General features: G+C 58.7%; 26 protein-coding genes. 5 read left to right on the top strand and 21 right to left on the bottom strand.

What is annotated here, in order from left to right:
- The first annotated feature begins 2 nt into the window (after window positions 1-2).
- The 3 genes from AC27VQ_RS21960 (at window position 3) to AC27VQ_RS21950 (ending at window position 1,154) form a co-directional block, all read left to right on the top strand.
- Entirely contained in the window at window positions 3-200 is a 198-nt protein-coding gene (locus AC27VQ_RS21960; RefSeq protein ID WP_488717972.1) for a hypothetical protein, read from the top strand.
- A gap of 208 nt (window positions 201-408) precedes the next feature.
- Entirely contained in the window at window positions 409-717 is a 309-nt protein-coding gene (locus AC27VQ_RS21955) for a WGR domain-containing protein (protein WP_488718001.1), read from the top strand.
- 65 nt (window positions 718-782) lie between these two features.
- The gene (locus tag AC27VQ_RS21950) at window positions 783-1,154 is read left to right on the top strand and encodes a thermonuclease family protein (RefSeq protein WP_488718000.1); all 372 of its coding nucleotides are present in this window, start codon (window positions 783-785) and stop codon (window positions 1,152-1,154) included.
- Window positions 1,155-1,188: 34 nt separating this feature from the next.
- Here AC27VQ_RS21950 and AC27VQ_RS21945 read toward each other — a convergent pair whose 3' ends face one another.
- Window positions 1,189-1,362, bottom strand: a complete 174-nt coding sequence (locus AC27VQ_RS21945) for a hypothetical protein (protein ID WP_488717971.1) — start codon at window positions 1,360-1,362, stop codon at window positions 1,189-1,191.
- Between the two features lie 384 nt (window positions 1,363-1,746).
- Here AC27VQ_RS21945 and AC27VQ_RS21940 point away from each other — a divergent pair, with 384 nt between their 5' ends.
- On the top strand, window positions 1,747-2,130 hold the full coding sequence (locus AC27VQ_RS21940; protein WP_488717970.1) for a hypothetical protein: 384 nt from the start codon (window positions 1,747-1,749) through the stop codon (window positions 2,128-2,130).
- Window positions 2,131-2,217: 87 nt separating this feature from the next.
- Here AC27VQ_RS21940 and AC27VQ_RS21935 read toward each other — a convergent pair whose 3' ends face one another.
- Both AC27VQ_RS21935 and AC27VQ_RS21930 read right to left on the bottom strand, forming a co-directional pair.
- Window positions 2,218-2,367: a hypothetical protein gene (locus tag AC27VQ_RS21935; RefSeq protein ID WP_488717969.1), complete on the bottom strand. Its 150-nt coding sequence runs from the start codon at window positions 2,365-2,367 to the stop codon at window positions 2,218-2,220.
- 315 nt (window positions 2,368-2,682) lie between these two features.
- Window positions 2,683-2,994 (bottom strand): DUF736 domain-containing protein, encoded by a 312-nt coding sequence (locus AC27VQ_RS21930; protein ID WP_488717968.1) that lies wholly within the window; start codon window positions 2,992-2,994, stop codon window positions 2,683-2,685.
- A gap of 447 nt (window positions 2,995-3,441) precedes the next feature.
- On the opposite strand from AC27VQ_RS21930, the gene AC27VQ_RS21925 reads away from it, so the two are divergent.
- Window positions 3,442-3,618, top strand: a complete 177-nt coding sequence (locus AC27VQ_RS21925) for a hypothetical protein (RefSeq protein ID WP_488717967.1) — start codon at window positions 3,442-3,444, stop codon at window positions 3,616-3,618.
- A gap of 23 nt (window positions 3,619-3,641) precedes the next feature.
- On the opposite strand, the gene AC27VQ_RS21920 is transcribed toward AC27VQ_RS21925, so the two are convergent.
- The 18 genes from AC27VQ_RS21920 to AC27VQ_RS21835 all read right to left on the bottom strand — a co-directional run bounded on the left by AC27VQ_RS21920 (window position 3,642) and on the right by AC27VQ_RS21835 (window position 24,794).
- The gene (locus AC27VQ_RS21920; protein WP_488717966.1) at window positions 3,642-4,568 is read right to left on the bottom strand and encodes an ArdC family protein; all 927 of its coding nucleotides are present in this window, start codon (window positions 4,566-4,568) and stop codon (window positions 3,642-3,644) included.
- 290 nt (window positions 4,569-4,858) lie between these two features.
- The gene (locus tag AC27VQ_RS21915) at window positions 4,859-5,458 is read right to left on the bottom strand and encodes a hypothetical protein (protein WP_488717965.1); all 600 of its coding nucleotides are present in this window, start codon (window positions 5,456-5,458) and stop codon (window positions 4,859-4,861) included.
- Between the two features lie 319 nt (window positions 5,459-5,777).
- The gene (locus tag AC27VQ_RS21910; protein ID WP_488717964.1) at window positions 5,778-6,227 is read right to left on the bottom strand and encodes a hypothetical protein; all 450 of its coding nucleotides are present in this window, start codon (window positions 6,225-6,227) and stop codon (window positions 5,778-5,780) included.
- A complete protein-coding gene (locus tag AC27VQ_RS21905) occupies window positions 6,205-6,564 on the bottom strand; it encodes a hypothetical protein (protein ID WP_488717963.1) in 360 nt (119 codons plus the stop codon). Before AC27VQ_RS21905 ends, AC27VQ_RS21910 begins: the two co-directional genes overlap by 23 nt.
- Window positions 6,565-6,575: 11 nt before the next feature.
- Window positions 6,576-7,472 carry a DUF7007 domain-containing protein gene (locus tag AC27VQ_RS21900; RefSeq protein ID WP_488717962.1) on the bottom strand — a complete coding sequence of 299 codons (897 nt, stop codon included), beginning with the start codon at window positions 7,470-7,472 and terminating at the stop codon, window positions 6,576-6,578.
- An 89-nt stretch (window positions 7,473-7,561) separates the two neighbouring features.
- Window positions 7,562-9,319: a ParB N-terminal domain-containing protein gene (locus AC27VQ_RS21895; RefSeq protein ID WP_488717961.1), complete on the bottom strand. Its 1,758-nt coding sequence runs from the start codon at window positions 9,317-9,319 to the stop codon at window positions 7,562-7,564.
- Between the two features lie 723 nt (window positions 9,320-10,042).
- On the bottom strand, window positions 10,043-15,133 hold the full coding sequence (locus tag AC27VQ_RS21890) for a DEAD/DEAH box helicase family protein (RefSeq protein ID WP_488717960.1): 5,091 nt from the start codon (window positions 15,131-15,133) through the stop codon (window positions 10,043-10,045).
- A gap of 90 nt (window positions 15,134-15,223) precedes the next feature.
- On the bottom strand, window positions 15,224-15,826 hold the full coding sequence (locus tag AC27VQ_RS21885; protein ID WP_488717959.1) for a DUF1419 domain-containing protein: 603 nt from the start codon (window positions 15,824-15,826) through the stop codon (window positions 15,224-15,226).
- Between the two features lie 117 nt (window positions 15,827-15,943).
- Window positions 15,944-16,912, bottom strand: a complete 969-nt coding sequence (locus tag AC27VQ_RS21880) for a DUF3991 and toprim domain-containing protein (protein WP_488717958.1) — start codon at window positions 16,910-16,912, stop codon at window positions 15,944-15,946.
- Between the two features lie 180 nt (window positions 16,913-17,092).
- Entirely contained in the window at window positions 17,093-17,269 is a 177-nt protein-coding gene (locus AC27VQ_RS21875; protein WP_488717957.1) for a hypothetical protein, read from the bottom strand.
- 450 nt (window positions 17,270-17,719) lie between these two features.
- Window positions 17,720-17,947 (bottom strand): hypothetical protein, encoded by a 228-nt coding sequence (locus AC27VQ_RS21870; RefSeq protein WP_488717956.1) that lies wholly within the window; start codon window positions 17,945-17,947, stop codon window positions 17,720-17,722.
- Window positions 17,948-18,251: 304 nt separating this feature from the next.
- Complete coding sequence (locus tag AC27VQ_RS21865; RefSeq protein ID WP_488717955.1) at window positions 18,252-19,031, bottom strand: amino acid ABC transporter ATP-binding protein; 780 nt, start codon at window positions 19,029-19,031, stop codon at window positions 18,252-18,254.
- Entirely contained in the window at window positions 19,028-19,909 is an 882-nt protein-coding gene (locus tag AC27VQ_RS21860; protein ID WP_488717954.1) for an amino acid ABC transporter permease, read from the bottom strand. Before AC27VQ_RS21860 ends, AC27VQ_RS21865 begins: the two co-directional genes overlap by 4 nt.
- Window positions 19,910-19,972: 63 nt before the next feature.
- Window positions 19,973-20,872 carry a transporter substrate-binding domain-containing protein gene (locus tag AC27VQ_RS21855; protein ID WP_488717953.1) on the bottom strand — a complete coding sequence of 300 codons (900 nt, stop codon included), beginning with the start codon at window positions 20,870-20,872 and terminating at the stop codon, window positions 19,973-19,975.
- A 49-nt stretch (window positions 20,873-20,921) separates the two neighbouring features.
- Complete coding sequence (locus tag AC27VQ_RS21850; protein WP_488717952.1) at window positions 20,922-22,130, bottom strand: amidohydrolase; 1,209 nt, start codon at window positions 22,128-22,130, stop codon at window positions 20,922-20,924.
- A gap of 51 nt (window positions 22,131-22,181) precedes the next feature.
- Window positions 22,182-23,075, bottom strand: a complete 894-nt coding sequence (locus tag AC27VQ_RS21845; protein ID WP_488717951.1) for an amidohydrolase family protein — start codon at window positions 23,073-23,075, stop codon at window positions 22,182-22,184.
- A 122-nt stretch (window positions 23,076-23,197) separates the two neighbouring features.
- Complete coding sequence (locus AC27VQ_RS21840) at window positions 23,198-23,866, bottom strand: RraA family protein (RefSeq protein WP_488717950.1); 669 nt, start codon at window positions 23,864-23,866, stop codon at window positions 23,198-23,200.
- A 100-nt stretch (window positions 23,867-23,966) separates the two neighbouring features.
- Window positions 23,967-24,794: a creatininase family protein gene (locus AC27VQ_RS21835; RefSeq protein WP_488717949.1), complete on the bottom strand. Its 828-nt coding sequence runs from the start codon at window positions 24,792-24,794 to the stop codon at window positions 23,967-23,969.
- Between the last annotated feature and the right edge of the window lie 525 nt (window positions 24,795-25,319).

Below are 25,319 nucleotides of genomic sequence, written 5' to 3'. Positions count from 1 at the left end.
CAATGAGATATTGGGAAGCATGTGAAGCGCAGGTCACGGCAGAGGAGGCGATCGCGGAATGCCGCCTCCATCATATCGTCGCGGCTGTCCGCGATGGTGACCGGGCACTGGTCGACACCGAGACCGGCGACGTGATCGCTGATGCCGATGACGAAGGGGAATACTATGGCAGCGACATCCTCGGCTATCTCGGGTACTGAGCGCCACAGACGCGATCGCGAAAGGATCGTAACCCGAATGGGCGAAGACCGCTTGCGGGCTTCGTTCGCCCTGGCGAATAGAGCCGTACGCCGAAGGCGGATCGCCCGGAATATGACCTTGGCAACCCTTCACTCGATTGAATCAATGACCCGAAACCGATTCATAAAAGTCGTTGGACCCTGGATTCCGATCGCGCGATTCTGGGTCATGATCGCACAACCTTACCAGCTTTATGTGGAACGCACGGATCGCGCCAAGAACATGGCACGCTTCTATGCGATGTCGATCGACGCCAACCTCTTCGGCGAACTTTGCCTGACGAGACGATGGGGTCGGATCGGCGCCAAGGGCCAGACTTTGATCCACCATTTCGAGCGGGAGCAGGATGCCGTCACCCTTTTCCTGGACCTGACCCGTCAGAAGCGGGCGCGAGGTTATCGAACGAGATGCTCAATGAACCGTGAGCTGGTTGGTTCCGCGATCTCTGACATCCTGGAGCAGGGGGCGACCCGTTGAGCCGACACTTTATAAGCTGTGCTTTCATTGCACTCATTCTAGGCGCAACATCGCTTTCGACGTTCGTGGAAGCCGCGCAATCCACAGTCACTGCTCGTTTCGCAAAGTGCTCTTCCAGCATTCGAAGAAACTGTGTCGTTGACGGCGACACGCTCTGGCTCAACGGGCAGAAAGTGAGGGTTGCCGACATCGATGCACCCGAGATCAGTACCCCGAGATGCAGTTCTGAGCTTGCACTTGGGAATAGGGCGACGGACCGCTTGATCGAGCTCGTCAATGAAGGACCGTTCCAGCTTCAGGCCTGGCCCGGCCGCGATACAGATCGCTACGGCCGCAAGCTTCGGGTCCTCGTCCGAGATGGCAGGAGTCTTGGCGACCGTCTTGTCGCCGAGGGACTGGCAAGAACATGGTCAGGCCAGCGCCAACCATGGTGCTGAGAAACCGGCCCGCCGGAGCGGGCCGGTTGGCGCCTTACGAGCGCCGGTTCCAATCGGTCTCGAAGTTGACCTCGATGTCGACGAAGAACGGGATCTTGATTGCGACCTTCAGGCCGAGTTTCCCCTTGCGGAGAAAGTGGCCGGTGATCTTGCCAAGTGCGCGAAGACGGCGGCCGGTGTGGCGCAAGAATTTAGCGAGTTGTTGCATGATGTTTCTCCTGTGATTGCGTTTCATCGCGGGGATGAGATTGCGGATCGGGAAGGAGTGCTGCACCGGGACGGCCGTAGCGTAGCGGAGGACCTCAGGCAGACTGAATTTTGATGTTTCGCGAGGAAGCCGAAGGCGGGGAAAATTATGGCGGCATCAGGTTGCGGCAGGTCGATTGATCCGCACCATCCCTGATGTCGATGAAATGGGATCACAGGAGAACCGCAACAGTCGATGATACCCCGCAGTGCTATCCGCTGCCCCAGACAAAGCGCCCTCGGGTCACCAGATACGTCGATTATTGGCGATGGGTTCCGTGGTCAGGGCCCGCCGTATAAGATGATCCACCAATCAAAGGGGCCAGCTTCAGCTGGAATTGGACCAATGAACGATACGATCGACAGCGCACTGCTCATGGCGACGCGCGGCTATCGAATAGACACCCTGATCGTTACCAAGAGCGAGGATGGCGATCCGATGGTATCGATGTTCATCCTTGACGCCGACATGCAGCTGTTTCGCGTCGTTTACGACGCCAGCGGGGGCATTACGTTTAAAATCGAGGATCTTGACGACGTTATCTTCTCACGCTCGCAACTCGAAATGATTGCCAAAATGCAGGTTCTCGCCGATCGCAAGTGGAAACAGATCCAGCAGTTTTGGGTAGATGGCAAGGATACTTGGGAGGGGTTCGAACGTCTTCTCGATGACCCCGATGAAAGCTGGAAGCTGACAGCCTTAGATCCCAGCACGCAAACACCAAACTGATTGCAGGAACGTGCGCCGCCTTGCCCGCGCCTGCTTTAGAGGCGCGGGCAAGGCGGCCTACAGCGTTCCGGTTTTCGTAAGCCGCCCTCAATGAGGCGGCTCGTCTTCGACAAGGGCGTCAAGCTCTGCCTGAGCGACTTCCAGCTCGGCTTGGATCTGGCGACGTTCGCCGGCGTCGCACGTGTTACGCAGCTCGGCCCGCAGTTCCTCGATCTGGATTTCAATATCGTAGGTCATCGTCTGATCTCCTTATGTGTGAAAGACGACGTCACCAGCTGGGAGGGTATGGCGGGGTCAGGGATCGCGTGAGCGACCGGCGGAGCCGGGGAGTGGGGGAGCCGATTTTTGGAGGGCGCCGCCGGCGTCCGGAAAAAATTGGGGGAACCGCTCATCCTTGAGGCCGGCAGGCGCGAGCGGCACACTCCCGGTTTCTGAGCAGCTATCCCTCCCTCTCGTGTGCCACCAAAAAAGCCGGACCAGGCTCAATGCCTGATCCGGCTTTCGATCTCCGCCGAAGGAATGGCCCCGCCCTATCGGGTGGGGCCGGGCTCCTTAGTCCCGATTGGGGCGGGACCAGATCAGCTGGTAACCATCTTCGCCTTCGACCTCGGAGAGCGTCGCGTAGATCGGGGCGGGGAAGCTCGGGTCGTCGAGCTTGACGGAGAGGTAGTCCCGGTCGCTCTCGCTCGAGCGCTTCTGCCAGGCGGCGCCGAGTTCGACGGCTCCCGCGAAGATGCGGAACTGCGGGCCCTTGTCGGAGGGGTTTTCGATGCGGGCGATGCGGGCCTTTACGTTGAGGGCAAGGGTGCGGATCGAGCCGGTGAAGCCGTTTTCGGTGGACGTGAAGGTGCCGATGGTAGCCATTGTCGTATTCCTTTTCGCTGTTTCGGGCCGCTCCATTGCGGCCTCGATGGCAGTCGCAAAGGCCGGGGACGATCGGACCGCACCCGTAGGGCCGCAACAGCGTGAAGGGCGGCGCGGAATCGCTTTCTTGCTTCGCGAGGAATGGCGGCGCCAGCCGACAGGGGATGAAAGTGATGGAGCGCCGTTGCGGGAGTACGATCGAGGCGAAGCCGCTCTCCGACCAGACATGCCTCATCGAGCCCGCGAATGGAGCCCTGTCGTCAAGGGATAGGGATATGGCAATGGCGCCCGAGAACACATGGCCCCGATTTGACGCATCTCTGGATCGGCCAGATCACTGACGTCTCATTCAGGCACCACATATTCGCAACCTACCCACCCAGCACAGCTTGCGGCCTCATCCCTTCTCGGTAGAGTTGCCGGGCGATTCGTCGCCTTGGAGGATTTATGGCAAAGCAGACGAAACCGTTCATCGTAGAGATCAAGCAGTCCCGAAAGCTGAAAATCGGCAGCCAAAAGCCGTCGATATGGGGTTCGTTGGACTTGCGGATGGTGGATGATTGCTCACCCGCGATGGACCGGACAGATGAGCCGGCCGCCACTGTCGCTGGCGACCGTTCCTAGAGCATCATCTCTAACTGGCCATATCACGCAGCCTCCCTGATCTCGGCTTCGTTCCCCTGTAGCCCGTGGAGAAATGCGACCGCGCGCTGCGCATGGGCCGCCGCCTGAAAGATCGCCCGCTTGTCATTGGCCAGTACCGATAGCCAGGACTGAAGGTACGCCGCATGATCCGGCCGAGGTTCGAGTTCGGGCACTATGCCGAGGTCAGCACATAGAAAGCAGCTTCCGAGCTCGGCGATCAATTCTTCCCGCGCCCTCTCACTGCGATCCTTCCCATAGCGAGACAGGTCACGCCCGACGCGGTCCTTTGGTGACGTCCAATGGGTCGCCTCATGACTCAAGGTCGCGTAATAGCTCGCGACGTCCCTGAATGACTGAAGCGGCGGCATCTGGATGAGATCCGGCCCTGGGGCGTAGAAGGCCTGGTTGCCGCCGTGCCGGACGATCGCGCCGGTATTATGGAAAAAGCGCTCCGCGGCTTCTATCCGTTCGACCGGATCGACGTTAAGCACAGGTTGATCGAAATAATGCTCCGGCAGGCCGTCGATCTGCTCGATGTTAAAGACCGAATAGGCCTTGAGGAAGGGGATCTCGCGATCGATGGCGCCGCCGTTCCCATCTGCCTCAGACTTCGTGAAGCGGCTGGCGAAGACGACCGTCGAGCCCGTCTCGCCCTTGCGGACAGCGCCGCCCAGTTCGAGTGCCTGCTTGAACGTCATCCACATCGACGATGCAAAGCCGCGCGATATCTGTTCCGACCAGAGCAGCAGCACGTTCATCCCTGAGTATGGAGTGCCGTTGTGCCGAAGTGGGCGCGTAATTCGGCCCTCGGTATTGCCCGCACTCCATGGCCTCATCCAGGGACGGACACCCTCTGCCAGGTCCTCAATAATCCTGTCGGTGATCTTGTCATAGATGTCGCTACGCTTTGATTCCGGGTTCCTGCTCATTTCTTGTCTCCATCATTCTGGAACCGCGCCAATCGCGGTCCCGTCGCGGAGGAAGAAGGCAGGAGCCTCAGAGACGGGGGCCAAGCACCGGAACGGCTGAAACAACGTGAAGGACGGCGAAGCCGTTGCCTGGCGCCGGCGGCTCCTGCAGATCCGACGCCCGAGACGGGTAGCATTGGCGCTGTCAGCATCCTTTTCCGCTTCCCTCCGGCGGTAGTGAACATTCGAAAAGGCCGCCCCAACGGGACGGCCTTGAAAGATGGGGCGGGGCGAGCCCCGCCGTGATGGTCTCAGTCGAAAGCGGACATCTGTGCCTCGGCGGCCTTGCGATCGACGGACTGTCCGGGGTTTTCGACCGGACGATCGAAGGGCTTCCAGCTCTCACCGACGATGTGCTTGTAGGCGGCGACAGCACCTTCGGCTGCCATGCGCAGCGCATGGGCCTGGATCCCCATGTCGGCCGCGAACTCCCGTTTGCGATGTGCGGCACTATCGTAACCGACGGGGCCGTCGAGATCCTCGTCACGGGCATCGTTTGCAGCTTTGGCGGTGGCGTCGCGTGCCTGGGTGACGGCATTGCTGTAGAATTGACCGGCGCCGTGGGCGGAGCCGACATAGGCGCCGACGATCCGCTGGAGGTGGATCTGCATTGCACGTTCGCCAAGGCCCTCGCCGAGCGCATCCGCGGTCTCGGAAATGAGCCGCTCGTGGAGATCGCGGATCCCGTCGCTGTCGATGACCGCGGTTCCGAAGCTTTCGGCGATCTTGATCGCCTGGGCGCTGTCGGGGCAGGTGAGCCGGACCATTTCGACGGTGGCGCCCTTCCGGAGTTGGACGACACGTGCGGCTGGGCGGGCAGTCTGGCGAGGATTGTTTGCGGGCTTGGCCATGTTTCTTCCTTTCAAGCCGAAGCGGTTCCGGCCCCGTGCCGGCTTGCCCTTCGGTGCGGTCGACCCGAACCGGCGGAAGACGGGCGCTTCAGGGTCCGGGCCTGACCAAGCCAAGCGGAACCGATTTGCGAGCGAGCAGGGCAGAAGCCCTGTGATGTCGAGCGAAGCTGTTCCGCGAAGGATGGCGGGTTCCGGCCGCCCCGCGGCGCGATAGCGGCCTTGAAGTGAACGGCCGCTGGTTCAGACCGCAGCAAAACCGAAGGACAAACCGTCACGGTGCCACCACCGGACATGAGAAGGGGACTGGTTCCAGCCCGCGCTATTCCTCGACCTTACCAGTGTGCTCGCTCGATACCGCTGGCTTCACGTCAGGTCGGCTCCTCGTATCTGCCTTGGGCAATCGGTAGGATTGAAGCCAGGTCGGGCCATGGGTGTTTCGAAGCCCCCGCAGGATCCCACCATCGTCATGCGGCGGTCCACCCATCCAGACATTGTTGAGAATGCTCTTCCAGCGTCGGCCGTGCCTGGCGGCATAGGCAAGGAGTTCCGCTTCCTGATCGGTGCTGAGGACAGGCAATCGCGTGCGTGTCTGTTTCACGGGTTGCAGCGCCGTCCCGTCACGCTCGGAGATCATTCGCTTAAGCTCGGCGACGCCTGCGTCGAGACAGGCCTTGCCCTCCAGATGATGAAACCGCAGCCAGAACGCTGTGCGCTCGAGATCAGAATATCCGATCCCGGCTTGCCGTTCAAGGTCGCCAAGGGTCGACATGGTGCCAGCCCTCCCGGTTCGAGTGATGTTGCGCGTCGACCGCCAGCAGATTGCCCCGCAGCGCTGCAATCGCTGCGTCCTGTCGAGCCAGCTTCCACGAGAGTGCGTCGACCTCCGGTTGGCGTTCAGCTGTGATGCCAGCGAGATTGGCGCGATAGCGTTCGAGCACGGTGCGGCCATCGGGTGCTTTGCCTTTGCGGTAGCCAGTTTGCCGCCTGGCAATCTGCGGCATGATCGCTGTCATGCGACGGGTGATCTGCCGCTCGATAATCTGCAGCTGCTTCTGCGTCTGACGGCGAGCGTCCTCCATGCGGGAGAGCTGGGTTTCGGGAGACATGACTGATCTTATCATGCCGCCCTCGCGCTCCAGCCGGCGAAGCTCGACGGCCCCTCATAGATCGCGTGCAGTTGCAGATCGATGACGAAACCGAAGCTGCTGCGCTTGCTGTATTCCGTGTCGGGAACAAGGAAGCGTCGCTCATCCTGGCTAAATTCGCGTTTACCGCCTTTGGTGGCAATAACCTCGATCATGCCGACATGGTGAGATGAGGCAATCGCCGAGATGACGATCCAGTCGTTGGCATGAGCGCGATCGAAACACGCGCGATCCTTCGTCCGGGATTCCCCAGGCTCGAGCCGACGACCGCGCAGCTTTTCCCAGAAGGCCGGAAAGGTGTTCTTGGCGACTTCCTCGGCGCATCGACGTTCGTATCCAGTGAACACGCCCGGAAACGTGATAGCGACAACTGCCCATTCGCAATCCTCCTCGTACCAGCCGCCCTCGCTGCGAACGGAGGCATCGACAGAGCGATTTCGATCGGAAGAAAGATGGAAGCCGCCGTGGCCAGACGTCGAGTGGCTGACAATCCCCTCGACATAGATCGTAGCCATCTGCGAGCCGCCCCAGGGCGTGCTCGCCGTCATGCGCGTCTGGACACGAGCAAGCGCCGCGAGTTCCGACATGTGCTCTGCAGTCTCGATTGCGCGCAGGCGGAAGGCCGCTTCGTCGGCCACACGACCATCGTGACGATAGAAATGATGGCGTCGCACTTCGGCCAAGGGCTTGGTGAACCGCCAGGCGCTGGCGAGAAAGAAATCGCCGGTTCCGTTGGATACGAGGCCGAGAAGGACGTCGCCAATACGAGCAACGAGAAACCCGTCGGCGCTTGTCCCGAATTCGACACGGTCGGCGGCAGAATTGCTGCATAGAGGGTGTATGGCAGGCGCGATTGAAGGACCGCTCATTGCCGGGCTCCTTTCATAGAGGCTGTTGGAAATGCGAACCGCCGGCGCAAGGGCCGGCGGAGCAAAGCGTGATCTGAAGAGGTTTGCGGCTATTCAGCCGCGATCCCGTAAGCGGTCTCGTGATCGTCAAGCGTCGCCTCATCATCATCATCGGCATTGTCCAAATTGGAGCCACTGAGACCGTGGTCGGCATCCTCATTCTCGGCGTCGATGCCGGTGGCACTCCCATCCGGCGCCTCGACCTCCTCCTGCGAGCCTTCCTCCTGGTCGAGATGCTTGAGGATGGCAGAAACGTCAGCTGGCTCCGGCGCGAACAAGGCAGACGGATGGACGAGCTTCGCCTCGCCCTCGAAGTGGGTGACGAGAGCCAACCGGGTTTCGCGAACGCGCGCCCGCGGCTCGAGCCCGGCATCCTTGGCAACGGCTTCGAGCGCCTGGCGCGACAGGGATGCGAGGAAGTCCTCCGAACCCATGTTCGGCAGGTAGCTATCCGCGCCGATCGCATCGCCTGCGACACGCGAGACCACGCCGCTGTTCGACATGCCGCGACGGCACGACAGAACATCGATCAGAGCTGCCCGCGCCGAAGCCCGCAGCGTATCCATGTCAAACGAGAGCCTGCCATCCTCGCTGAATAGCCGAGCCGCGTGGCGGCCGAAGCGGGCGCCGCCATAGAGCGCACCGCCGGCGCCGGAATCGACCCGGACATTCAACCCAGCGAAAGCGAGTACAAGCAGCGCCATCAGCATGTCGTCCTCAATCGGTGCGTGGCTGAGGGCATCGTGAAGGGCGTCCGTGCGGAAATCACCGATCATGTCCTGCCCCTTCTGCGTGACATCAGGGCGTGCCTTCGGCGTTGCGACGCTCTCATCATCTATAGAGCCGACCGTACCCGGCGTCGTGCCGCCATTCGGCTTCGCTGCCTCCGGCATGCGGTAGTGGACAGTCTGGACCTTGCCATCGCGGTCGAGATAGACGCCCGTGTGGTCGGACTTGGAGGGCTTGCCGTAGACCTGGCTCGCCTTCTTCGGCAGTTCCGGCTGGCCCCAGGTGTTCACCTCGACGATGGCGCCGCGCTTCGGAAGGTTTGACGTCATCCATTCATGCTGGGCGCCAAGAAAGCCCTCAACATTGGTCGTGTAGCGGCTATCCTGATCGGCCGGTGCGAAGAGGTCTTCCACCCATTCGATGCCATAGGCCTCGCGAAGATCGTCGCCGAAGCTGGCATCCTTTGCATACATGCGCTTTTTCGTCAGCGAGTTGGCGATCGACCACCAGGCCGCGGTGTCGCCCTTCTTCGGCTTGTGTGCCTTCCACACCTCCTTCTGCTCGACTTCGCCCGCGGCGGCGATGATCCGCAGCTGCTGTTCGGAGGGCATGTCGCCGAGTGCCATCTGCTCGAGCATCGCCGGCAGGACGTTGGCCAGCAGCCGCAGCTTTCGGATCTGGCGGACGGGAAGGGCGAGAGCGACAGCGATCGCTTCTTCGGTCCAGCCGAGAGCGACGAGCCGCTCGATGCCACGCCATTGGTCGACGGGATTTAAAGCCTCACGAACGCTGTTTTCGACCATCGAGCGCATGGCCCCGTTGTCGTTAGCGGCATCGACAACCAGGATCTCGATCTCTTCGAGGCCGGCGGCGATCGCAAGGCGCACCCGGCGGTGGCCTGCATCGATGATGTAGCCATTGCCGCCCCCCGTTTCTGGGGCAACGATCGGCGGCTGAACGATCCCAACGGCTTTGATCGTGGCAAGCATCAACGCATCTGCCTGGGGCGACGACTTCGTCTGGCGCATGCGGTCGGGGTTTTCCTTCAACGCTCGGGGATCGACCTTCATGATTTGCATGGGAGAAGTCCTTTCGGGAGTTCAGCGAGCCGGCGCCTTGCCAGCCCTTCCTGTCTTCACTTCTTTCCGAAGACACCTCCCGGACCGCGGGGCGGCCGGACTGCCGCAACTGAGGCCGAGCATCCCTGACGGGAAGGACAAGCGGGGCCTCAGCCCTGCGATGGACGAGCGACCGGGATCGCGCAGGCGGCGGTTGAGCGATCGCGGCGACAGGAGGACCGACCTGCGACCGATATCTCTCTGTTTTCATTCTCTCTTTCCAAACCTCCTTTTTATTGTAGGAAAATAATTCAGCGTTTGAGGTTTAAAGCGCATTTTTCCTTTGAAGCCCCTTTGAATGCCTTTTGAACCCGTCTTGAAGGGTCTTTAAAGACCACGCTTTTCGCCGAGAAATGGGATTTCTTGCGCGAAACGTCGCCTCAGGCGATATGCGGCAGCAAGGCAGCGCGCTTATTTTTTTGCTGAGAGGTGCGCCGTGAAAGATCCAATCGACTACCTGTCCATAAAGCTGCTGGGAATGGAGGCATCCGCGAGCGGCCACTTCGCAATCGCAGCCGTTGTTCTGATAGCTTTCGCACTGCTGGCGGCACGCACACGCCGTTAGATGTGCTTCTGTCCGGTGCGCAGTGCATCCGAGTCAATAAGAAAGGGCCGACGGAAAACCGCGGCCCTTCAGGTGTGCAAGGCAAGTATCTTGAAAGTGGAGGACTTCTTGGGCCGGCCTTATGCAGCCACCGCCTTGTCCTCAATGTCGATGTCGACTGCCAGCTGAGCTTCGATTTCACGCAATTGGCGCCTTTTCTTTGCCAACTCGCCAGTGAACGTAAAGGAGCCGCCATCTCGCGACCGATACGACCTCAGTCGCCTTTCTGCGTCCTCCAGACGCTGTTGATAACGACGTTGCTCCTCCTCGAACCCATCGAGACCATGCTCCAGTCGCGAGATCGCGCCGAGCGGTGTCACGGTGATGGCCAGGTCGATCTCGTATTCGGCGCCGGTGCGCTGGAGGAGGGTCTGGTAGCGATAGCCATCACCCTTTCCGATACGCTCGCCTTCATAAACGAGATCGAAGCCGCCGATCATCGCCAAGTGAACCTCGCCATCCTGCTGCAGCTGGAGAAGGGTAAGGATCTCCTTCATCAGGGTTCGGCCTGCCTCCTTGCGCTCGGTATGGTATTGGCCGAGCACGGTCATGCTGAAGGCGTCGCCGGATGTGGGCTGCAAGCGCTCGATGTCCTGACCGACTTCAACGATACGTCGGGTCGAGACCTCTATCTCGCGTTCGGCATCACGCATCTGCCGGCGAACCGCATATTGATCATCCTCGTGCGCGGCACGGAGGCGTTCGAGCCGTGCGATGTCGGCTTCCAGCCCCGCCTTTTGCATCAACCGTTCGTCGCCGGAGGCGATCGCCTTGGCCATTGCGAACTGGTTGGCGGCCCCTTCTCCGACATCGTCCAGCCTGCGGATCGAGGTGTCGCCCGAAAGGGCAGCCGCGATGAACCGGGCCTTGCGCTCGTTGTTCTGCCACATAGAGGCGTCGAGCGAGCCTTCGGTCGCATAGGCAAAGATATCGACTTCGTCGTGCTGGTTACCCTGGCGGACGATCCGGCCCTCGCGCTGCTCGATCTGAGACGGCAGCCACGGCACGTCGAGATGATGGAGGGCTTTCAGCCGAAGCTGCGCGTTGACGCCGGTGCCCATCGTCTCGGATGAGCCGATCAGGAAGCGCACCTTGCCGGCGCGGACATCGCCGAACAGCCTCTGCTTGGCCTCGGTCTTCTTGTAATCCTGCATGAAGGCGATCTCGCCCGCCGGCACGCCGAGCCGGACAAGCTCATCGCGGATGAACCGATAGGCCGAGAAGCCGCGGGACTTTTCGACATTGATCGTGCCGAGATCGGAAAAGATCATCTGTGCGGCCCCCGGCAGATCGAAGTCCTTGCCGTCGGGGCGGCGATAGATGGCGTCGCCCGTCTCCTGCCAGATCCGATGCGCATTGCGGATCAGCAGATTGAGCTTGTTTTCATCCTCGTTCCCGGCGGCCGGCATGACGAAGCGCAAGTCGATCGCCGCATGGCGGCCATCGGTGATGACGGAGAGCAAGATGTCGTCACCTGGCTTGGCTGGTCCCTCGCGCTTTTCGATCGCCTTGATCCGGGTGTCCAGCGTCTGCTGATAGGTCTTGAACAGCGCCGTCGGCTTGGCCGTCAGGATCTGCCGGCGGCCGGTCGACAGGTTCGGCACCCTCACATACTGACGAAGGTCATCCGGCATGACCACATCGGCAAACGAACGGAACATGGCGATCAGTTCCGGCACGTTGACGAAAGAAGCGAAGCGGCTGACCGGCTTGTATTTGCCGGAGGGTTGGATCTCCAGCTCGGTCGTCGTATCACCAAAGCAGGACGCCCAGGCATCGAACTCGTGCAGACCGCGTTCATGGAGCGCTTCGTGGCCGAGCAGGCGCTGGATCGAGAACATCTCGCCGAGGGTATTCGTGATCGGGGTGCCGGAGGCGAGCACCAACGCCCGACCTGGGTTCTTCGTCTCGACATAGCGGGACTTCACATAGAGATCCCAGGCGCGCTGCGAGCCATTCGGATCGATGCCCTTGAGCGTCGACATGTTGGTGGCAAAGGACAGCTTGCGGAATTCCTGCGCCTCGTCGACGACAATCTGGTCGATACCGATCTCCGAGATGGTCAGAAGATCGTCCTTGCGGGTAGCAAGTCCCTCGAGCCGCTCCTGTAAGCCCTCCTTCAACCGCTCGAGCCGCTTGCGCGAGACGCGGTCCTCGCTATCGACCTTGGTCAGAAGATCCTCGTAGAGCTGCAGCTCATCCTGGATCATCGCCTGTTCGAAAGCAGACGGCACAGCGATGAAGCGGAACGCCGAATGGGTGATGATGATTGCGTCCCACGTCGCGGTGGCAGCCCGCGACAGGAAGCGGGCGCGTTTATCCTTGGTGAAGTTGGTCTCGTCGGCGACGAGAATTCGAGCGTTTGGATAAAGCGCCAGAAATTCGCGCGCCGCCTGCGCCAAGCAATGGCCGGGCACGACCAGCATCGCCTTGGCGATCAACCCGAGCCGGCGTTGTTCCATGATCGCGGCTGCCATCGTCATCGTCTTGCCGGCGCCGACGGCATGAGCGAGATAGGTCGAGCCATCGGCGATGATGCGCCAGATGCCGCGTTTCTGATGCCCATAAAGAGTGAAGGCGCCTGAGGCGCCGGGAAGTTTCAGATGGGAGCCGTCGAATTTTCGCGGGGCGATGTTGTTGAAGCGGTCGTTATAATCCCGCGCCAGCCGGTCGGTGCGGTCGGGATCGGTCCAGACCCAGTCCTGAAACGCCTGCTTGATCCGCTGCAGCTTGTCGCGCGCAGCCTCGGTGTCGACGACATTGAGCACGCGTCGTTCGCCATCGACATCCTTGAACACGTCGAAGATCTGCGGGACACGGCTGTTCAGCGCATCGGCGAGCAGCTCGCCGGCATGCCGGCGGCTCGTGCCCCATTCAGATGTGCCGGCTGCGGAGCAGCCAAGCTGGCGCGCTTCCACCGACCAGGAGCCGAGTTCCGGCATGTGGTGGATGCGGATCTCGGCCTCCATCCTCTCCTTCACGAAGGCGACAACGTCCGCCGCCGGGATCCATGGGGCGCCGAGACGGGCGGTAATATCCGATGGCCGAAGGTCGGCCGGCTGGACATCGGTCAGGGCGCGGACATTCCGCTCGTAGACCGGATCGAGCTCTGCCGCCGCCTGCGCGGCGATGAGCTTGGTGCGGACTGAGCCAGAGAGATAGGCGTCCGAGGTCTGCCAGATACCGCTGGCAGGATCCTGAAACACCTCGTCGCCGAGCGTTTCGATGACTTTTACGACGTCATAATGCAGCAGTTCGGCGATATGATCGAGATCGACGTGCCCTCGCTCGTTAAGGACGACCGCTAATGCATCTGCCGCATTGGTGATGACCGGCGACATCGGCGGAGCGATCACGCGGGAGCTGAATATCGGACCGGGCTTTGCCGTGTCGGTCTCCAGGTCATAGTCCTCGATCGAGGCCACCAGCCAGCAATCCGGATCGTCGCGGAACGGCGCAAGGTTCGGCTGGCGATGGGTTTCCTTGACCTCGCCGGTCTCAAGGTCCTCCTGAACCGAGACTGTGGTGTGGTTTATGGGACCGAAGTTGCGGACGAAGGCCGACCAGGCGAGGCGGAGCCGCACCTGAAGATCGCGCCACGGTCGATCGGTCTCCTGCGCCTTCAGCACTTCCCGGACGGCGTCGCGGATCGGGATGAGCTTCGAGACGATCCGGATATGCTTTTCCGGGATGCCATCGCCGGAGCGGCCCTTGCGCACGGCGATAGGAACGGCCGAACCGTCCAGCAGCTGCATCAGGCCTTTGGCTCGGTCGATGAAAAAGCTGCCTTCGCGGACTGGGCTGTCTTTCGGTCGGAGATCGACGATCTCGGCGAGTTCGTCCTCCAGATCGATGTCGATCGGGGTCGGCTCACCGTCATATAGCCCGGCCGGAAGAAGATCGATCACCCCCGCGAGGGCGGTGGCGAGATCCACGTCGGCGCGGAGCCGGCATGTGTAGGTCCCACCGAATCGCCCGGAGGTAAGAGCATGGGTGCCGAGCACGAAATCCGGATGGTGCGCGAACCACCGGTTCACCCGAATAGCTCCCTCATCGTCCGCGGCCGATCGCACCTCATCGGCATCGAGCCATGTCTGGTCGCCTTCGGGTTCGCCGGTCTTGCGCTTGCGGAAGAAGAGAATGTCGACGACGACATCTGTGCCGGCGTCGCGGCGAAAGCTGCCTTCAGGCAGGCGGATTGCTGCGATCAGGTCGGCGGATTTGGCGATGTGCTCGCGGGCGGTCGTGTCGGCCTTATCCATAGTGCCGTGCGAGGTGACGAACACAGCCAACGCGCCAGGCTTCAGCAAGTCGATCGAGCGAGCGATGAAATAGTCATGCAGCCGCAAGCCGAGCGACCTATAGGCTCGGTCGGAACGAACCGTGCGATCGGAAAAGGGCGGGTTGCCGATGGCGAGATCGTAGATCGGCGCCAGGTCCGTGCGGGCAAAATCGCCTTCGATGATCCGAGACCGCGGTTGCAGCAAGCGGACGATGCGCGCCGTGACCGGATCGAGCTCGATCCCGGTGACATAGGCGGTCTCCCGATAGTCTTGAGGTATAAGGGCAGGGAAGAGACCCGTCCCAATGCCCGGCTCAAGCACCCGGCCGCCGCGCCAGCCGAGCCGGTGGATCCCGGACCAGATCGCGCGGATGATGAATTCCGGCGTGAAATGCGCATACTGCGTGCAGCGGGCCAGCGAGGCATAATCGGCTTCCGAGACTGCGGTTTCGAGCGACGATCCGAGTGCGTCCCAGCCGTCACGGAAGTGGACCTCGCCCGGCCGGCGGAACATGCCATTGGCAAGTTCCGAAGCGCCGAAGCCAGTGAAGCGGATCAGCTGAGCCTGTTCCTTCTCGGTCGCTGACCGTTCTTGCTTGGTAATGCCATCCGCGACCAGAATCGCCGCGACATTGGCGCGTGCGCGATCCTTCCAGGAAATGCCGAGGCCGCGTTCTTCCGTCAGCACGTAGTTCTGGCGCTGGCCAGTTACGCGCTTCGGCGCTGTGGCCACCGGCAGCGCCGGGGCAGGGGCCGGCGGCGTGGGATCGGGATCGTCATCATTGGCTGCGACGGTATCGAAACCGCCAAAGGCGGTGACGCCGAGACCGAGGCCGGACGACAGTGCCGAGCTGCCAAACATGTCGAAGGTGAACGGATCATTGCTCATGAGGAGCGCTCCTTTTCGGGCGTGCGCCATCGACCACCCGTCGTGGCGGGCAGGTCGAGAAGGCCGGAGAAGTTTGGGAATGGGCGGCGATTAAGCCGCGATGCCGGGCAGATGCCGCATGTGAACGGGCAGCTTTGCTGCGATCTCGGTATCGGTGAGATCGTCCAGGAGCTTCAGGATCGTGCCTCTGGCGGTGCTCCACAGCATCACTGTGCGCCGACCCTTCACTCCCGGTGGAAAGCGATCGCCGGCATGGCCGCGATAGGCGTCTGCGGTGCTGCTCCAGATATGCTCGAGCCGCTCCTCGCGGCTCATGGCGCGAACAGGCTGCGTCTCGCGCTCGAAGATCGCCGCCCGCATCGTCTCGACCGAGCTCGTATCGGAGAGATCGCAATAGCCGTGGAAGTATCTGGTCTTCCCGTCGATCCTGAGCGCGAAGAAGACGCTGGTGATCGAACCTGTCAGAAATTCACGCAGCGCGAAGATCGGGCCACGCATCCACAGCGGCGGCAGGATGTTCAGCATGTAGTCATAGAGATATTCGTCGATTTCGAACCACTCACCGGAATAGAACGGTGCTGAGTCGGTCTGCCACCGGTCGGGGCGCTGGTTATGTCGATCGAAAAGGCGGAACATTTGCGGGCGCGTTGCAACGCCTTCAAAGATTTTGCGGATCGGGGAAACGGTGTTCATCTCTGGCTCCTTCAGGGTTTTGGGACCAGATGATGACCGCTTCGATCAACTCCTTTCAGTCCCTCATGACGCCTTCCGGAACGCCGGCTTGCCCGTCGGCCGGGTCAAGGGCCGGCTTCAGCCGGGCGAAGCTTCCCTTGATGCGGTCGATGGCGATGCGGCACGCCTCTCTTCATTCTCATCTCTGGCTTTTTCTCTTTTCTTATCTTTCAGGACCTCGTTCCAATCCTCCAGCAGTGGCCGCAGGCGTACCGATCGACGATTGTGCTGCGCGGCCAGAGCCTGAAGTCGTTGAGCAAAGGTATCGCCCTGCCGGTTGGCATCGGTTGCACAGACGAGAAGGGCTTCCGGGCGAGCAAGCAGGTCGACCAAGGCCGCCTCGGTTCGAGGCGACCAACCGCCACCAGTGCTAAGATAAAGGCTGCCATCCTGCAGGCCCTCGATAGCGGCAAGGCTCATCGCATCGATGGCCGCCTCTGTGACGCAAAGTCGGAGAGCATCATCTCGCCCCAAGCGAAAGAGAACTTTGTTGCCGCCCGTCGAAAACCCGCGCCAGTCGGGCCCGCGCTCCTCCCAGCCCACCACCGATCCGGAATTGTCCCGGTGGGCCGCCCACATGCTCCCGAACGGCCCCTCCCGCATGAGGCCCTGACTAATGGCAGCACGAAGGATCGAGGTCGGGATCGCCCGCGTCCAGCAGAGATAGCGCCAGGCGCCAGAACCCGCCCCCGGGAAGCGGCGCGCTTGCCAACGGGTGGTCAGGTCCACGGGTTCGGAGTTGGTCGAGGCCTTTTTCCAGACCACAGGCGCCGCCTGATAGCCGATCAATTCGCCAGCGCGATCGACGGCGTCTGGAAATGACAGATGCGCGAGTAGGGCGACAAGGGTGAACACGTCACCCTTGTCCTCGCTCAGCGGATCGAACCAACCGCGGCCGTCATGCGTAACGATGACGATCTCCGATCCTCTGCGGAACTTCACCGCCCGCCGCGTGCTTTCCTTAGTATCGAGTGCGAAACCGGCCTGCTCGAGCACGGCGGCGCAGCTGACGGCCTCGCGGATTTTTTCGATTTCTTCTCTCTTCATGATTTTTCCGATCGCTCCTCGATTTAACTCCCCGCATGATTGGCGGGACATTTCCCGGCAGCCGCGAAGAGCAGAGGGGGCAAGGGCGCGGGAAGCAAGGTGCAAATTTGCACCGCCCGCGGCGGAGCTTCCCTTGCCGCCGGCAGGTCGCCAGCGGCACCCGGAACGGCAGTTTCCGGCTCAATGAGCCGGCCAAGGCAAGAACTCATGCAGGATGTCGAGGTCGTCGCTTGCGTCGATCTCGTCGGAGGGCAGGACGCCGTATTCACCGTCGACCTCGAAGACGGTGACCGGGACCATGAGGTCACGGGAAAGCTGGAATGCGTGAGAGTTTGCGAGTGAAAGGTCCTGCGACATTTGAGTGGCTCCATCCGGGAGCGGGCCAATTCCCGCTCGATGGCTCCTCAAGAGGCCTGAGGACGGGCGCGATCACCGCGACGGCGTAGCCGAGCGGCCGCAGCTTGCTAGCGGACCCCTTGCGGGTTGATCGTGGAAGATCCGGACTTGGGCCAGGACGCCATTACTGAAGAGCGGGATTGCGTTGCTTCGATTGCGCCACGACGACGCGAGGCGCCGTCACGAGGTTGTCCACGGCTGCGCTGTGGTTCGGCGTTCCGTTGGTCATCGGGATGTTTTGCTACAATGTAGGTTTCCGATAGATCGGCTCGACGTTTCCAAGCTTGGCACGCATTCGCCGCGATACGCGTTCGGAGACTTCGAATGTCTCGCAACAAACCGGTCCGCGGCCATATCCGTCCGCTCGGCCCAGCTCATTCAACTCGGCGCCAGCCTTCTAATAGATACTTTTCATGTCGGTTCGTAATTGGAAATCAGCGTGTCAATGCCGTTATCAAGCGCCACTTCGCACAAATCGCGCAAGAGGAGGCAGAATGCCCTATCGGTAAATGCAGGGAATTCCGACAAGTCGGCTTCGCCGTAAAGCTTGGTTTGGGTTTCATCGCACCACAGCACGTATACAGGTCGCAGATCATCGTAATAATCTCTTTCCTGATGACCGACGATCGAGACGTCCAACCTGAGTTGCTCTGCACACACCCACTTTCTCAATTTTTAATGACTGGTCAAGGAGAAGCGAGTGCCTGTAAATATCGGTGGCTTGGACAGAGGCTGTTCGCCAGCTTCCGTTCGTTATTTGACCCCGACCAAGGGTAAAGACAGGAACTTGCGCACATTCACCAACTTTCGTATAATCGCGTCAACTTTCCCAACGGCTTTACTTACTTACGAAAACCGAGGCATTGCCGCCACGCCACTGTGGTAGCTAAGGGGATTAACCTCGCTCGCCATCTATGTCTTTCACCCTACAAACGCTTTTTGTTCAGGAGTTTCCGATCGCCCGCAGGAATGTCCTAAGGCGGGGATTGTCATTGTCCTCAAACACCTGCTGCGGCGTTCCCACTTTCTGAATTGCACCATCTGCCATGAATACGATCCGATCGGCGACGTCTCTAGCGAACGACATCTCATGTGTGACTAGCATCATAGTCTGCCCTTGCGCAGAGAGATCTCGAATAACGCGGAGCACCTCTTCAACAAGTTCTGGATCGAGCGCAGATGTCGGCTCATCGAAAAGCAAAACCTCTGGTTCCATCGCGAGTGCTCTGGCAATGGCGACCCGCTGCTGCTGCCCGCCAGAAAGTTCTGAAGGATACCGACTGGCGTGATCAGCAAGTCCTACACGATCAAGCAATGCCATCGCCTGCTTTACCGCTTCGATGGACTTGACACGACGTACGTTGACCGGTGCGTGAGTGACATTCTGCAACGCGGTCATGTGCGGGAATAGATTAAACTGTTGGAACACCATGCCAAGCCGGCGGCGTTGACGGGTAATATCGGCTTTGCTCCGATGAAAAACCCGACCGTCGATAACCTCGTAGCCAACGAGTTCATCGCAGACATAGAGCGCGCCGCTATCAATGCTTTCCAGCTGATTGATGGTGCGTAGGAAGGTAGATTTCCCGGCACCAGAAGGCCCGATCAGAACCATAACTTCACCAGGATATACGTCCAGGCTAACGTCGCGAAGCACCTGCAAGTTTCCGAAGAATTTGCTGACATTTTCTGCCCGCACAATAGGGGTGGTGGGCTTGCTCATTTTGCTGATTCCTCGTTGTCTGGAGACTTTTCGGGTGCATCCTTCTTCATCGTACGACGAACGAAACCGCGTCCGAAACGCTTCTCGATCCGGGATTGCAACACATAGAGCACGGAAGTGATGATGAGATACCAGAAGCTTGCAACGATCAGAAGCGGAATGACTTTGCCATTCGTTGTGTAGATCGCTTGAGCCGAGTAGAATAGATCGTATACCGCCATCACAGAGACCAGTGATGTCCCCTTCAGAAGAGTGATAACTTGGTTGCCAGTTGGTGGTATTATGGCCCTCATTGCCTGTGGCAATATGATCTGCATGAACGACTGACGCGAAGACAGTCCAAGCGAAGCAGCCGCCTCCGCGTGACCCGGTGAAACAGATTGCAAACCTCCACGAACGACCTCGCACATATAGGCAGCTTCGTTCAATGCCAACCCGAGCAACGCGGCCATCAGGGGAACGATTAAATCGTTGGTGGACGAATCTACCAGTACGAGTTCGGTGAAGGGAACGCCGATTGTGATGCGTGGTATGAAGATGGCGATATTATACCAAAAGATAAGCTGTACTATCAGTGGTGTACCTCGGAAGAACCAGACGTATGACCCGGCGATGGCGCGCAGTAACCAATTCGGGGACAACCGACAAGCGGCGAGGATAACCCCGCCGACAGTACCGATGGCCATTGCGGCCGCAGTGAGCCACAATGTCGTTACAAGCCCCTCGAGAATACTCGGGAAGAGAAAATAGTGTGCTATAAGGTCCCACTCGACGGTAGGATTGACTGCAAACAGCCATACAACGGCGATTGCGATAGTTAAAACGACTATCGTCGCAAGCCATTGCCAGGGTCGGCTTCGATGACGGGCAGTGGCCACGTCGACTTTTGTCAGAGATATGTTCACAGCAATCCTTCCAGTCTGAAGTGTAACGAGCAGCGCTTACTTCGCTGTCGCGAGATTGATGCCGAACGTTTTCAGTGCGTTTTTCTCGATGCCATATTTTTTAAGAAGTGCATCGTAGGCGCCCGATTCCTTCATGGCTTTGAAGCTTTCGAGCATTACCGATGTCAGAGGAGAGCCCTTCGGCGTGTAGCCACCAATCCAGAACTCCGGGAAACCGTTCAGTTGGTTGGCTCCGGCGAGCTCAAGACTTCCTGGCGCTTGCTGCACGTAGTAGGACAGGGGAATCTGAGAGGCAAATGCCGCATCGGTACGCCCTGACTTCAACGAGAGCACTGCGGTATTTTGATCTGCAAATGTGCTGATCTGTACTTTCTCGGCTCCCGCCGCAACACAGTCTTCGCTGGCCTTTATGATGACTTTCTCGGCCGTACCACCTTGGAGCGTAGCGATTTTCTTGCCGCACGTAGACTCAAGGGAGCTAATGGCCTTGGGATTACCGGCCGGCACTAGAAACACGACATATTCAGCAAGCCAGTCGACGAAGTCAAAACTTTTTTGTGTCGCAGGGAGATCCGACAAGGGTGCAATGCTCGCATCATGACGACCAGAGGAGAACCCCGTCGCGATATCGGCGATCGTGGGGGCGATATCAACAGTCACATCAATCCCCAGAATCGATTTGAACTGTTCGGTCATATCGACGTTCAAACCCTGAAGGGTTTTCCCATCTTCCTTGAGGTATGCATACGGAGGCAACATGGTCGCCACGAGGCGCAACTTACCAGCACTTTTGATGTTACTCGGCAGCGAATCTTGAATTCGCTGATTAAACTTTGTCATCGGCACCTCTTGCGCAAAGGCCGGAACCGGCACAGCAGCAAGGGCAGCAAGGGCAGCAAGGATTACCGCTTTAGGAAGATGAGGAACTTTCAACATGTATGCGTCTCCGTCAGGTTTAGAGTGCAGGTTTTGATGAAGTTAATTGCTACTGCGTTGAGCTCTCAGGTGTCCCGAGCTCATCAAGTGCGAGGCGAACCCAATATTTGACGCCGATGGGGATGATCTCGTCGTTGAAGTTATAGAGGGGGGTGTGCAGTCCATTCACGGAGCCATCTGGATTGGAGCCGTTTCCAATCCATAGAAATGCACCTGGTCGGACCTCCAGCATATTTGCAAAGTCCTCACCGCCACATGATCTAAATAGATTGTCTTTGTAGTTGTCTTCGCCAACAGTGCTGGCTGCGGCACCCGAAGCGACCGCATACGGCAACTCAGCGTTTATGAGTACGCTCGTAAGCCTGTTGAACTTGAATTCTGCGCGGCAGCCCCAAGTCTTCGCAGTAAGATCGGCGAGTTCCGACATTCTCGTTTCGATCACGTCACGGGTCTCTGCACTGAAACTACGAGTGGTGCCGCCTAGAACCAATTCAGATGGGACAACGCTAGCTGCGCCATTTGAGCCGCCATGGACATAGCCTACACTTATTACCCCCGTTTCTAGAGGTGGAAGCGACCGGCCGACTATCCCTTGTAAGCCCAGAACGAATTGGGCCTGTGCATAAGTAACATCATTCGTCAGGTGAGGTGCGACACCTCCATGGCCACCGGCCCCTCGGAACCGAACCTCCCAAAAGTCAGCTGCGGCCATTGATGCACCTGAACGACCACTCATCACACCTACGGGAATACCAGGTCGGTTGTGAAGTCCATAGATGTGCTCGCAAGGGAAGCGGTCAAATAGGCCATCAGCCATCATTGCATTTGCGCCGCCTCGCCCTTCCTCTGCTGGTTGGAAGATAAAATTGACGGTACCAGCAAAATCACGGTTCTGCGCCAGATAGAGAGCTGCACCGAGAAGCATGGTGGTATGGCCATCATGACCGCATGCATGCATGCAACCCGCGTTCTGGGAGGCGTATGGCAGTTCCGTTTGTTCGATAATCGGAAGCGCGTCCATATCGGCTCGCAGACCTATCGAGCGTTGACCTGAGCGGGTACCACGAATAACACCAACGACGCCGGTTCCACCAACCCCTTCTGTGACTTCGACATTAGCTTTACGCAGTGCCGCAGCTACCAGTTTCGAAGTCCTGAACTCTTCCAAGCCCAGCTCAGGATGTGCATGAATATCCTGACGAATAGCAACTAACTGGTTTAGGTTCTCAGCGAGCCAGTTTTCGATTTCAACATTCATAGGACTGTCCTCGTGTGTTGGTTCACGGTAAACGCATCGGAAACGGGCAAGTTAGAACCGGTAGAACTTTTGCGCGTTGTCGTGAAAAAGCTTACGTTGTTCTTCCAATGACATATCCACGACAGATAGTTTGAAAGCGTGGTATATTTGCTCGAATGTCATTCGACGGCGCGAAACCGGATAATCACTTCCGAACATCGTCCGTTCGACACCAAAACATTCTATGCAGAATCTTGCGACGTCGCCGATGCTATGAAAGGTCCACTCGGGATCGTATGCTCCAGGATTCGAGATTTTGAGAGCCAGGTTCGGAAGCTCGGAAATGCGTTTCAGCCCGTCCCGCCACCTTCGCATTCCCTCTTCATCCCGATCGATTGGGCTGCCACAATGATTTATGATTATTGGCATGTCCGGAAATGCAACGCCCAGATCATAGACTGCTTGAGCCTGGTAAGGAAACATCATCAGTTCAAGGTGGAGTCCGCAGCTTTGTACGGTAGAAACATCACGGCGCCACTCTGGGGAGTAGGCGAGATTTGGATCGGATATGAAAGACCTTGCGGGATTTGGGTGGTGACTTAGAACCGACCGAATACCAATCACTCTTTTGAACCGGGCTTGCTCCTCAATCACGCGCGACGCTTCGGGCTTCCCGAGTGGCGCTGCCGCTACGTATCTAGTCGCGATATTGTCCGTCTTGTCCAACGATTCGAGCCAACGGGTCTCATCAACAGGATCGCCAGACCACAATGCTTCGATATGGACTGACCCAACAATATTGTGGCCCGACACATCCCGAGAATAATGCTCGACCAAGTAATCCTTAGCGATTTCAGCAAGGTTAGCTAGATTGCTCGCTCCCTCCTTGGGGAAAAGCCAAGGATGACGACCCATGGACACATCCCAGAGATGATGATGCGCGTCGATAATCGGCCCAGAGTACATGTCACTTCCCATCTCTAATTGGCCCATCGATAGATCTTCATTACTTGATATCCGATGAGGGGGCTTAAACTTACGTTGCTGAGATCTGCTGCGAATCATTCTTCGCGGACTGATAGGACGGCTTATAAGGCGGCGTCGATTTTGGCCTTGATCCCAAATATTTCAGAAAGTTTCTCGCCATGCTTAATGCGCTCTTGCGCTTTTAGCACGTCGTGCTGCATCGAAATCGCGCGGCGTGCTTCATTCTCTGCGTCGCCAGGCGGCAGGACCAGCACACCCGTCTCGTCGCAAAGAACATAGTCCCCCGGGGTAACAACCACCCCGCCGATCGATGCCGCGAAGTTCAGTCGTCCGCCTAGATCGTCTCGCCGTGTAGTGATAGGAGACATCCCAGTACACCAGACGGGAAAGTCGGACTCCCTGATTTCTTCAAGATCAGTGCAGGGGCCGTCTACGACACCGGCAACAGCTCCTGCCGCTTTGACTGCGATGGTTAGTCCACCACCCCAACATGCGAAACGATCGTCGCCCAGCCGATCAACTAGCAAAATATCGCCAGCCTCCAGCGTGTCGACTGCATATTGGAGCATCAAAGAACAAGAGGCTGGAATAGAGACCGTTATCGCTCGCCCAACAACCCGGCGCTGACCCAGGAGAGGCTGAATTCTTCGATCGCAGAAACCCCACTGGCGCCAGTGACCGATGGTTGCGACTTCGCACTGGGACAAAAGGTCCAGAACTTCACCGCTGAGGGGGTTAGGTTTAGGACCGCGCTCGTACTTTGCTGTCATCGTACACTCTCACTTTTGGTCAATGCAGAATTTAGGACGTGCCTTATTTACGGCGAACGCTAGAGAACCTCGTGCCGGCTCCCTCACTTCGACTTAACGACTAAGGCTTCGTTCTGACTTGGCTCATGCGCTTCGCGAGCTCGATGATTGCGATGCAGATCTCATCAACTAAAACCTTACCGGTTTCCGCATCACATAAGTTGGGGTCACCACCTCCCATTCCGTCATTATGAATCTCAGTGAAATCGCTAGGCATACCGACGGTTACCTTCCCAAGCCGAGCCTTGCCCAACATAATAAAATCCAAACCCAGGACTGGGTCCGGATTCATATTGCGTTGTTTGGGAACGTACTGCTCATGGTAAGTCTCTGGAAGCAAATGTAGACCCACGCTACCAAGAGGATCTGCGCCGTGGCCTCCGCGTGCTTTGGCTGCATCTGCGCCTGCCTCCTCAACCAGAAGGTTATATGCTACCTCCCACAGGTAGAGATTGGGGATCAGAATGCCCTCTTTGCGGTAAATACTCTTAGTGACTTCAGCGATCGGCGCTGAGTTGCCGCCGTGACCATTAAGGAGAATGATATTGGTCAATCCGTTGCCAATCAGTGACATCACAATATCATTGAGAAGAGCGGTGAAGGTTTGAGGCTCAACAACTAGCCCACCAATGGACTTTCTGAAAAAATCGTCAGCGCCGTACGGAATAACGGGCGCTACGTACGCGATCACTCCCACCGCGCGTGCGCGCCGCGCAGCCTCGAGCGCGATGCTTTCCGCCAACAGATAGTCACCCATTGGCGCGTGAGGACCTTGGTTCTCTTGGCTTCCCATAGCGATCATGATGACGGGATTGCCCTTGAGAGCTGTCATGGCAAAGGCCGAGGGGAGATGGCTAAGTCGCACCTCATCAGAGAGTTCAGTCGCCATATCTGTTCCGCGCCTCATTCAAAATTCTTCGTGTGTACGTCATGTATCCGTAATGACAGCGTTTGATACAATGTGTCAACTGATATTTTCCACGGCGGTCAGTTCAGACCGTCTCGAAAAAGAGACGAGGATGGGATTTTTAACGAGCACCTAGGATCGCGGATTAATAGCTCGATAGCAGCGAATAGGCTGGAAAATGACACCAAAATCCAAGGTTTAGCAGGTATTCGTGTCTATATTTCAGGTTATAGACGCCATGCGAGCGCGTTGAATAATCGCGCGCTTTCGTCTGAAAGCACCAGAACCACGTTAGATTTAGGAGAGCGTTTTTGGCGGAAAGCCCCCCATAGTCGCCAAGAATCTCTGCCATATTGTGCACGTCACGTATACGTGACGGATTTGCATTGTCATTTTTTTTGTTCTTTGATATGCCTCAATGGTACGCGACACGTGGAACTGGACGCGGGTCAGGCTTGCCACAACTAGCGTCGTTAAGCTCTTCAGTGACACCGCGCCTCACTGTTC

This window comes from Shinella sp. 20P9.1.1 (assembly GCF_057798995.1).
The sequence above is the reverse complement of the archived record's forward strand: the minus strand, read 5'-3'. Positions and strand labels throughout refer to the sequence as shown.

Bases quoted from the DNA above. Each gene is read 5' to 3' on its own strand.
- AC27VQ_RS21960 (WP_488717972.1), top strand. From the start codon at position 3: ATGAGATATTGGGAAGCATGTGAAGCGCAGGTCACGGCAGAGGAGGCG.
- AC27VQ_RS21955 (WP_488718001.1), top strand. From the start codon at position 409: ATGATCGCACAACCTTACCAGCTTTATGTGGAACGCACGGATCGCGCC.
- AC27VQ_RS21945 (WP_488717971.1), bottom strand. From the start codon at position 1,362: ATGCAACAACTCGCTAAATTCTTGCGCCACACCGGCCGCCGTCTTCGC.
- AC27VQ_RS21940 (WP_488717970.1), top strand. From the start codon at position 1,747: ATGAACGATACGATCGACAGCGCACTGCTCATGGCGACGCGCGGCTAT.
- AC27VQ_RS21935 (WP_488717969.1), bottom strand. From the start codon at position 2,367: ATGACCTACGATATTGAAATCCAGATCGAGGAACTGCGGGCCGAGCTG.
- AC27VQ_RS21930 (WP_488717968.1), bottom strand. From the start codon at position 2,994: ATGGCTACCATCGGCACCTTCACGTCCACCGAAAACGGCTTCACCGGC.
- AC27VQ_RS21925 (WP_488717967.1), top strand. From the start codon at position 3,442: ATGGCAAAGCAGACGAAACCGTTCATCGTAGAGATCAAGCAGTCCCGA.
- AC27VQ_RS21920 (WP_488717966.1), bottom strand. From the start codon at position 4,568: ATGAGCAGGAACCCGGAATCAAAGCGTAGCGACATCTATGACAAGATC.
- AC27VQ_RS21915 (WP_488717965.1), bottom strand. From the start codon at position 5,458: ATGGCCAAGCCCGCAAACAATCCTCGCCAGACTGCCCGCCCAGCCGCA.
- AC27VQ_RS21910 (WP_488717964.1), bottom strand. From the start codon at position 6,227: ATGTCGACCCTTGGCGACCTTGAACGGCAAGCCGGGATCGGATATTCT.
- AC27VQ_RS21905 (WP_488717963.1), bottom strand. From the start codon at position 6,564: ATGTCTCCCGAAACCCAGCTCTCCCGCATGGAGGACGCTCGCCGTCAG.
- AC27VQ_RS21900 (WP_488717962.1), bottom strand. From the start codon at position 7,472: ATGAGCGGTCCTTCAATCGCGCCTGCCATACACCCTCTATGCAGCAAT.
- AC27VQ_RS21895 (WP_488717961.1), bottom strand. From the start codon at position 9,319: ATGCAAATCATGAAGGTCGATCCCCGAGCGTTGAAGGAAAACCCCGAC.
- AC27VQ_RS21890 (WP_488717960.1), bottom strand. From the start codon at position 15,133: ATGAGCAATGATCCGTTCACCTTCGACATGTTTGGCAGCTCGGCACTG.
- AC27VQ_RS21885 (WP_488717959.1), bottom strand. From the start codon at position 15,826: ATGAACACCGTTTCCCCGATCCGCAAAATCTTTGAAGGCGTTGCAACG.
- AC27VQ_RS21880 (WP_488717958.1), bottom strand. From the start codon at position 16,912: ATGAAGAGAGAAGAAATCGAAAAAATCCGCGAGGCCGTCAGCTGCGCC.
- AC27VQ_RS21875 (WP_488717957.1), bottom strand. From the start codon at position 17,269: ATGTCGCAGGACCTTTCACTCGCAAACTCTCACGCATTCCAGCTTTCC.
- AC27VQ_RS21865 (WP_488717955.1), bottom strand. From the start codon at position 19,031: ATGAGCAAGCCCACCACCCCTATTGTGCGGGCAGAAAATGTCAGCAAA.
- AC27VQ_RS21855 (WP_488717953.1), bottom strand. From the start codon at position 20,872: ATGTTGAAAGTTCCTCATCTTCCTAAAGCGGTAATCCTTGCTGCCCTT.
- AC27VQ_RS21850 (WP_488717952.1), bottom strand. From the start codon at position 22,130: ATGAATGTTGAAATCGAAAACTGGCTCGCTGAGAACCTAAACCAGTTA.
- AC27VQ_RS21845 (WP_488717951.1), bottom strand. From the start codon at position 23,075: ATGTACTCTGGGCCGATTATCGACGCGCATCATCATCTCTGGGATGTG.
- AC27VQ_RS21840 (WP_488717950.1), bottom strand. From the start codon at position 23,866: ATGACAGCAAAGTACGAGCGCGGTCCTAAACCTAACCCCCTCAGCGGT.
- AC27VQ_RS21835 (WP_488717949.1), bottom strand. From the start codon at position 24,794: ATGGCGACTGAACTCTCTGATGAGGTGCGACTTAGCCATCTCCCCTCG.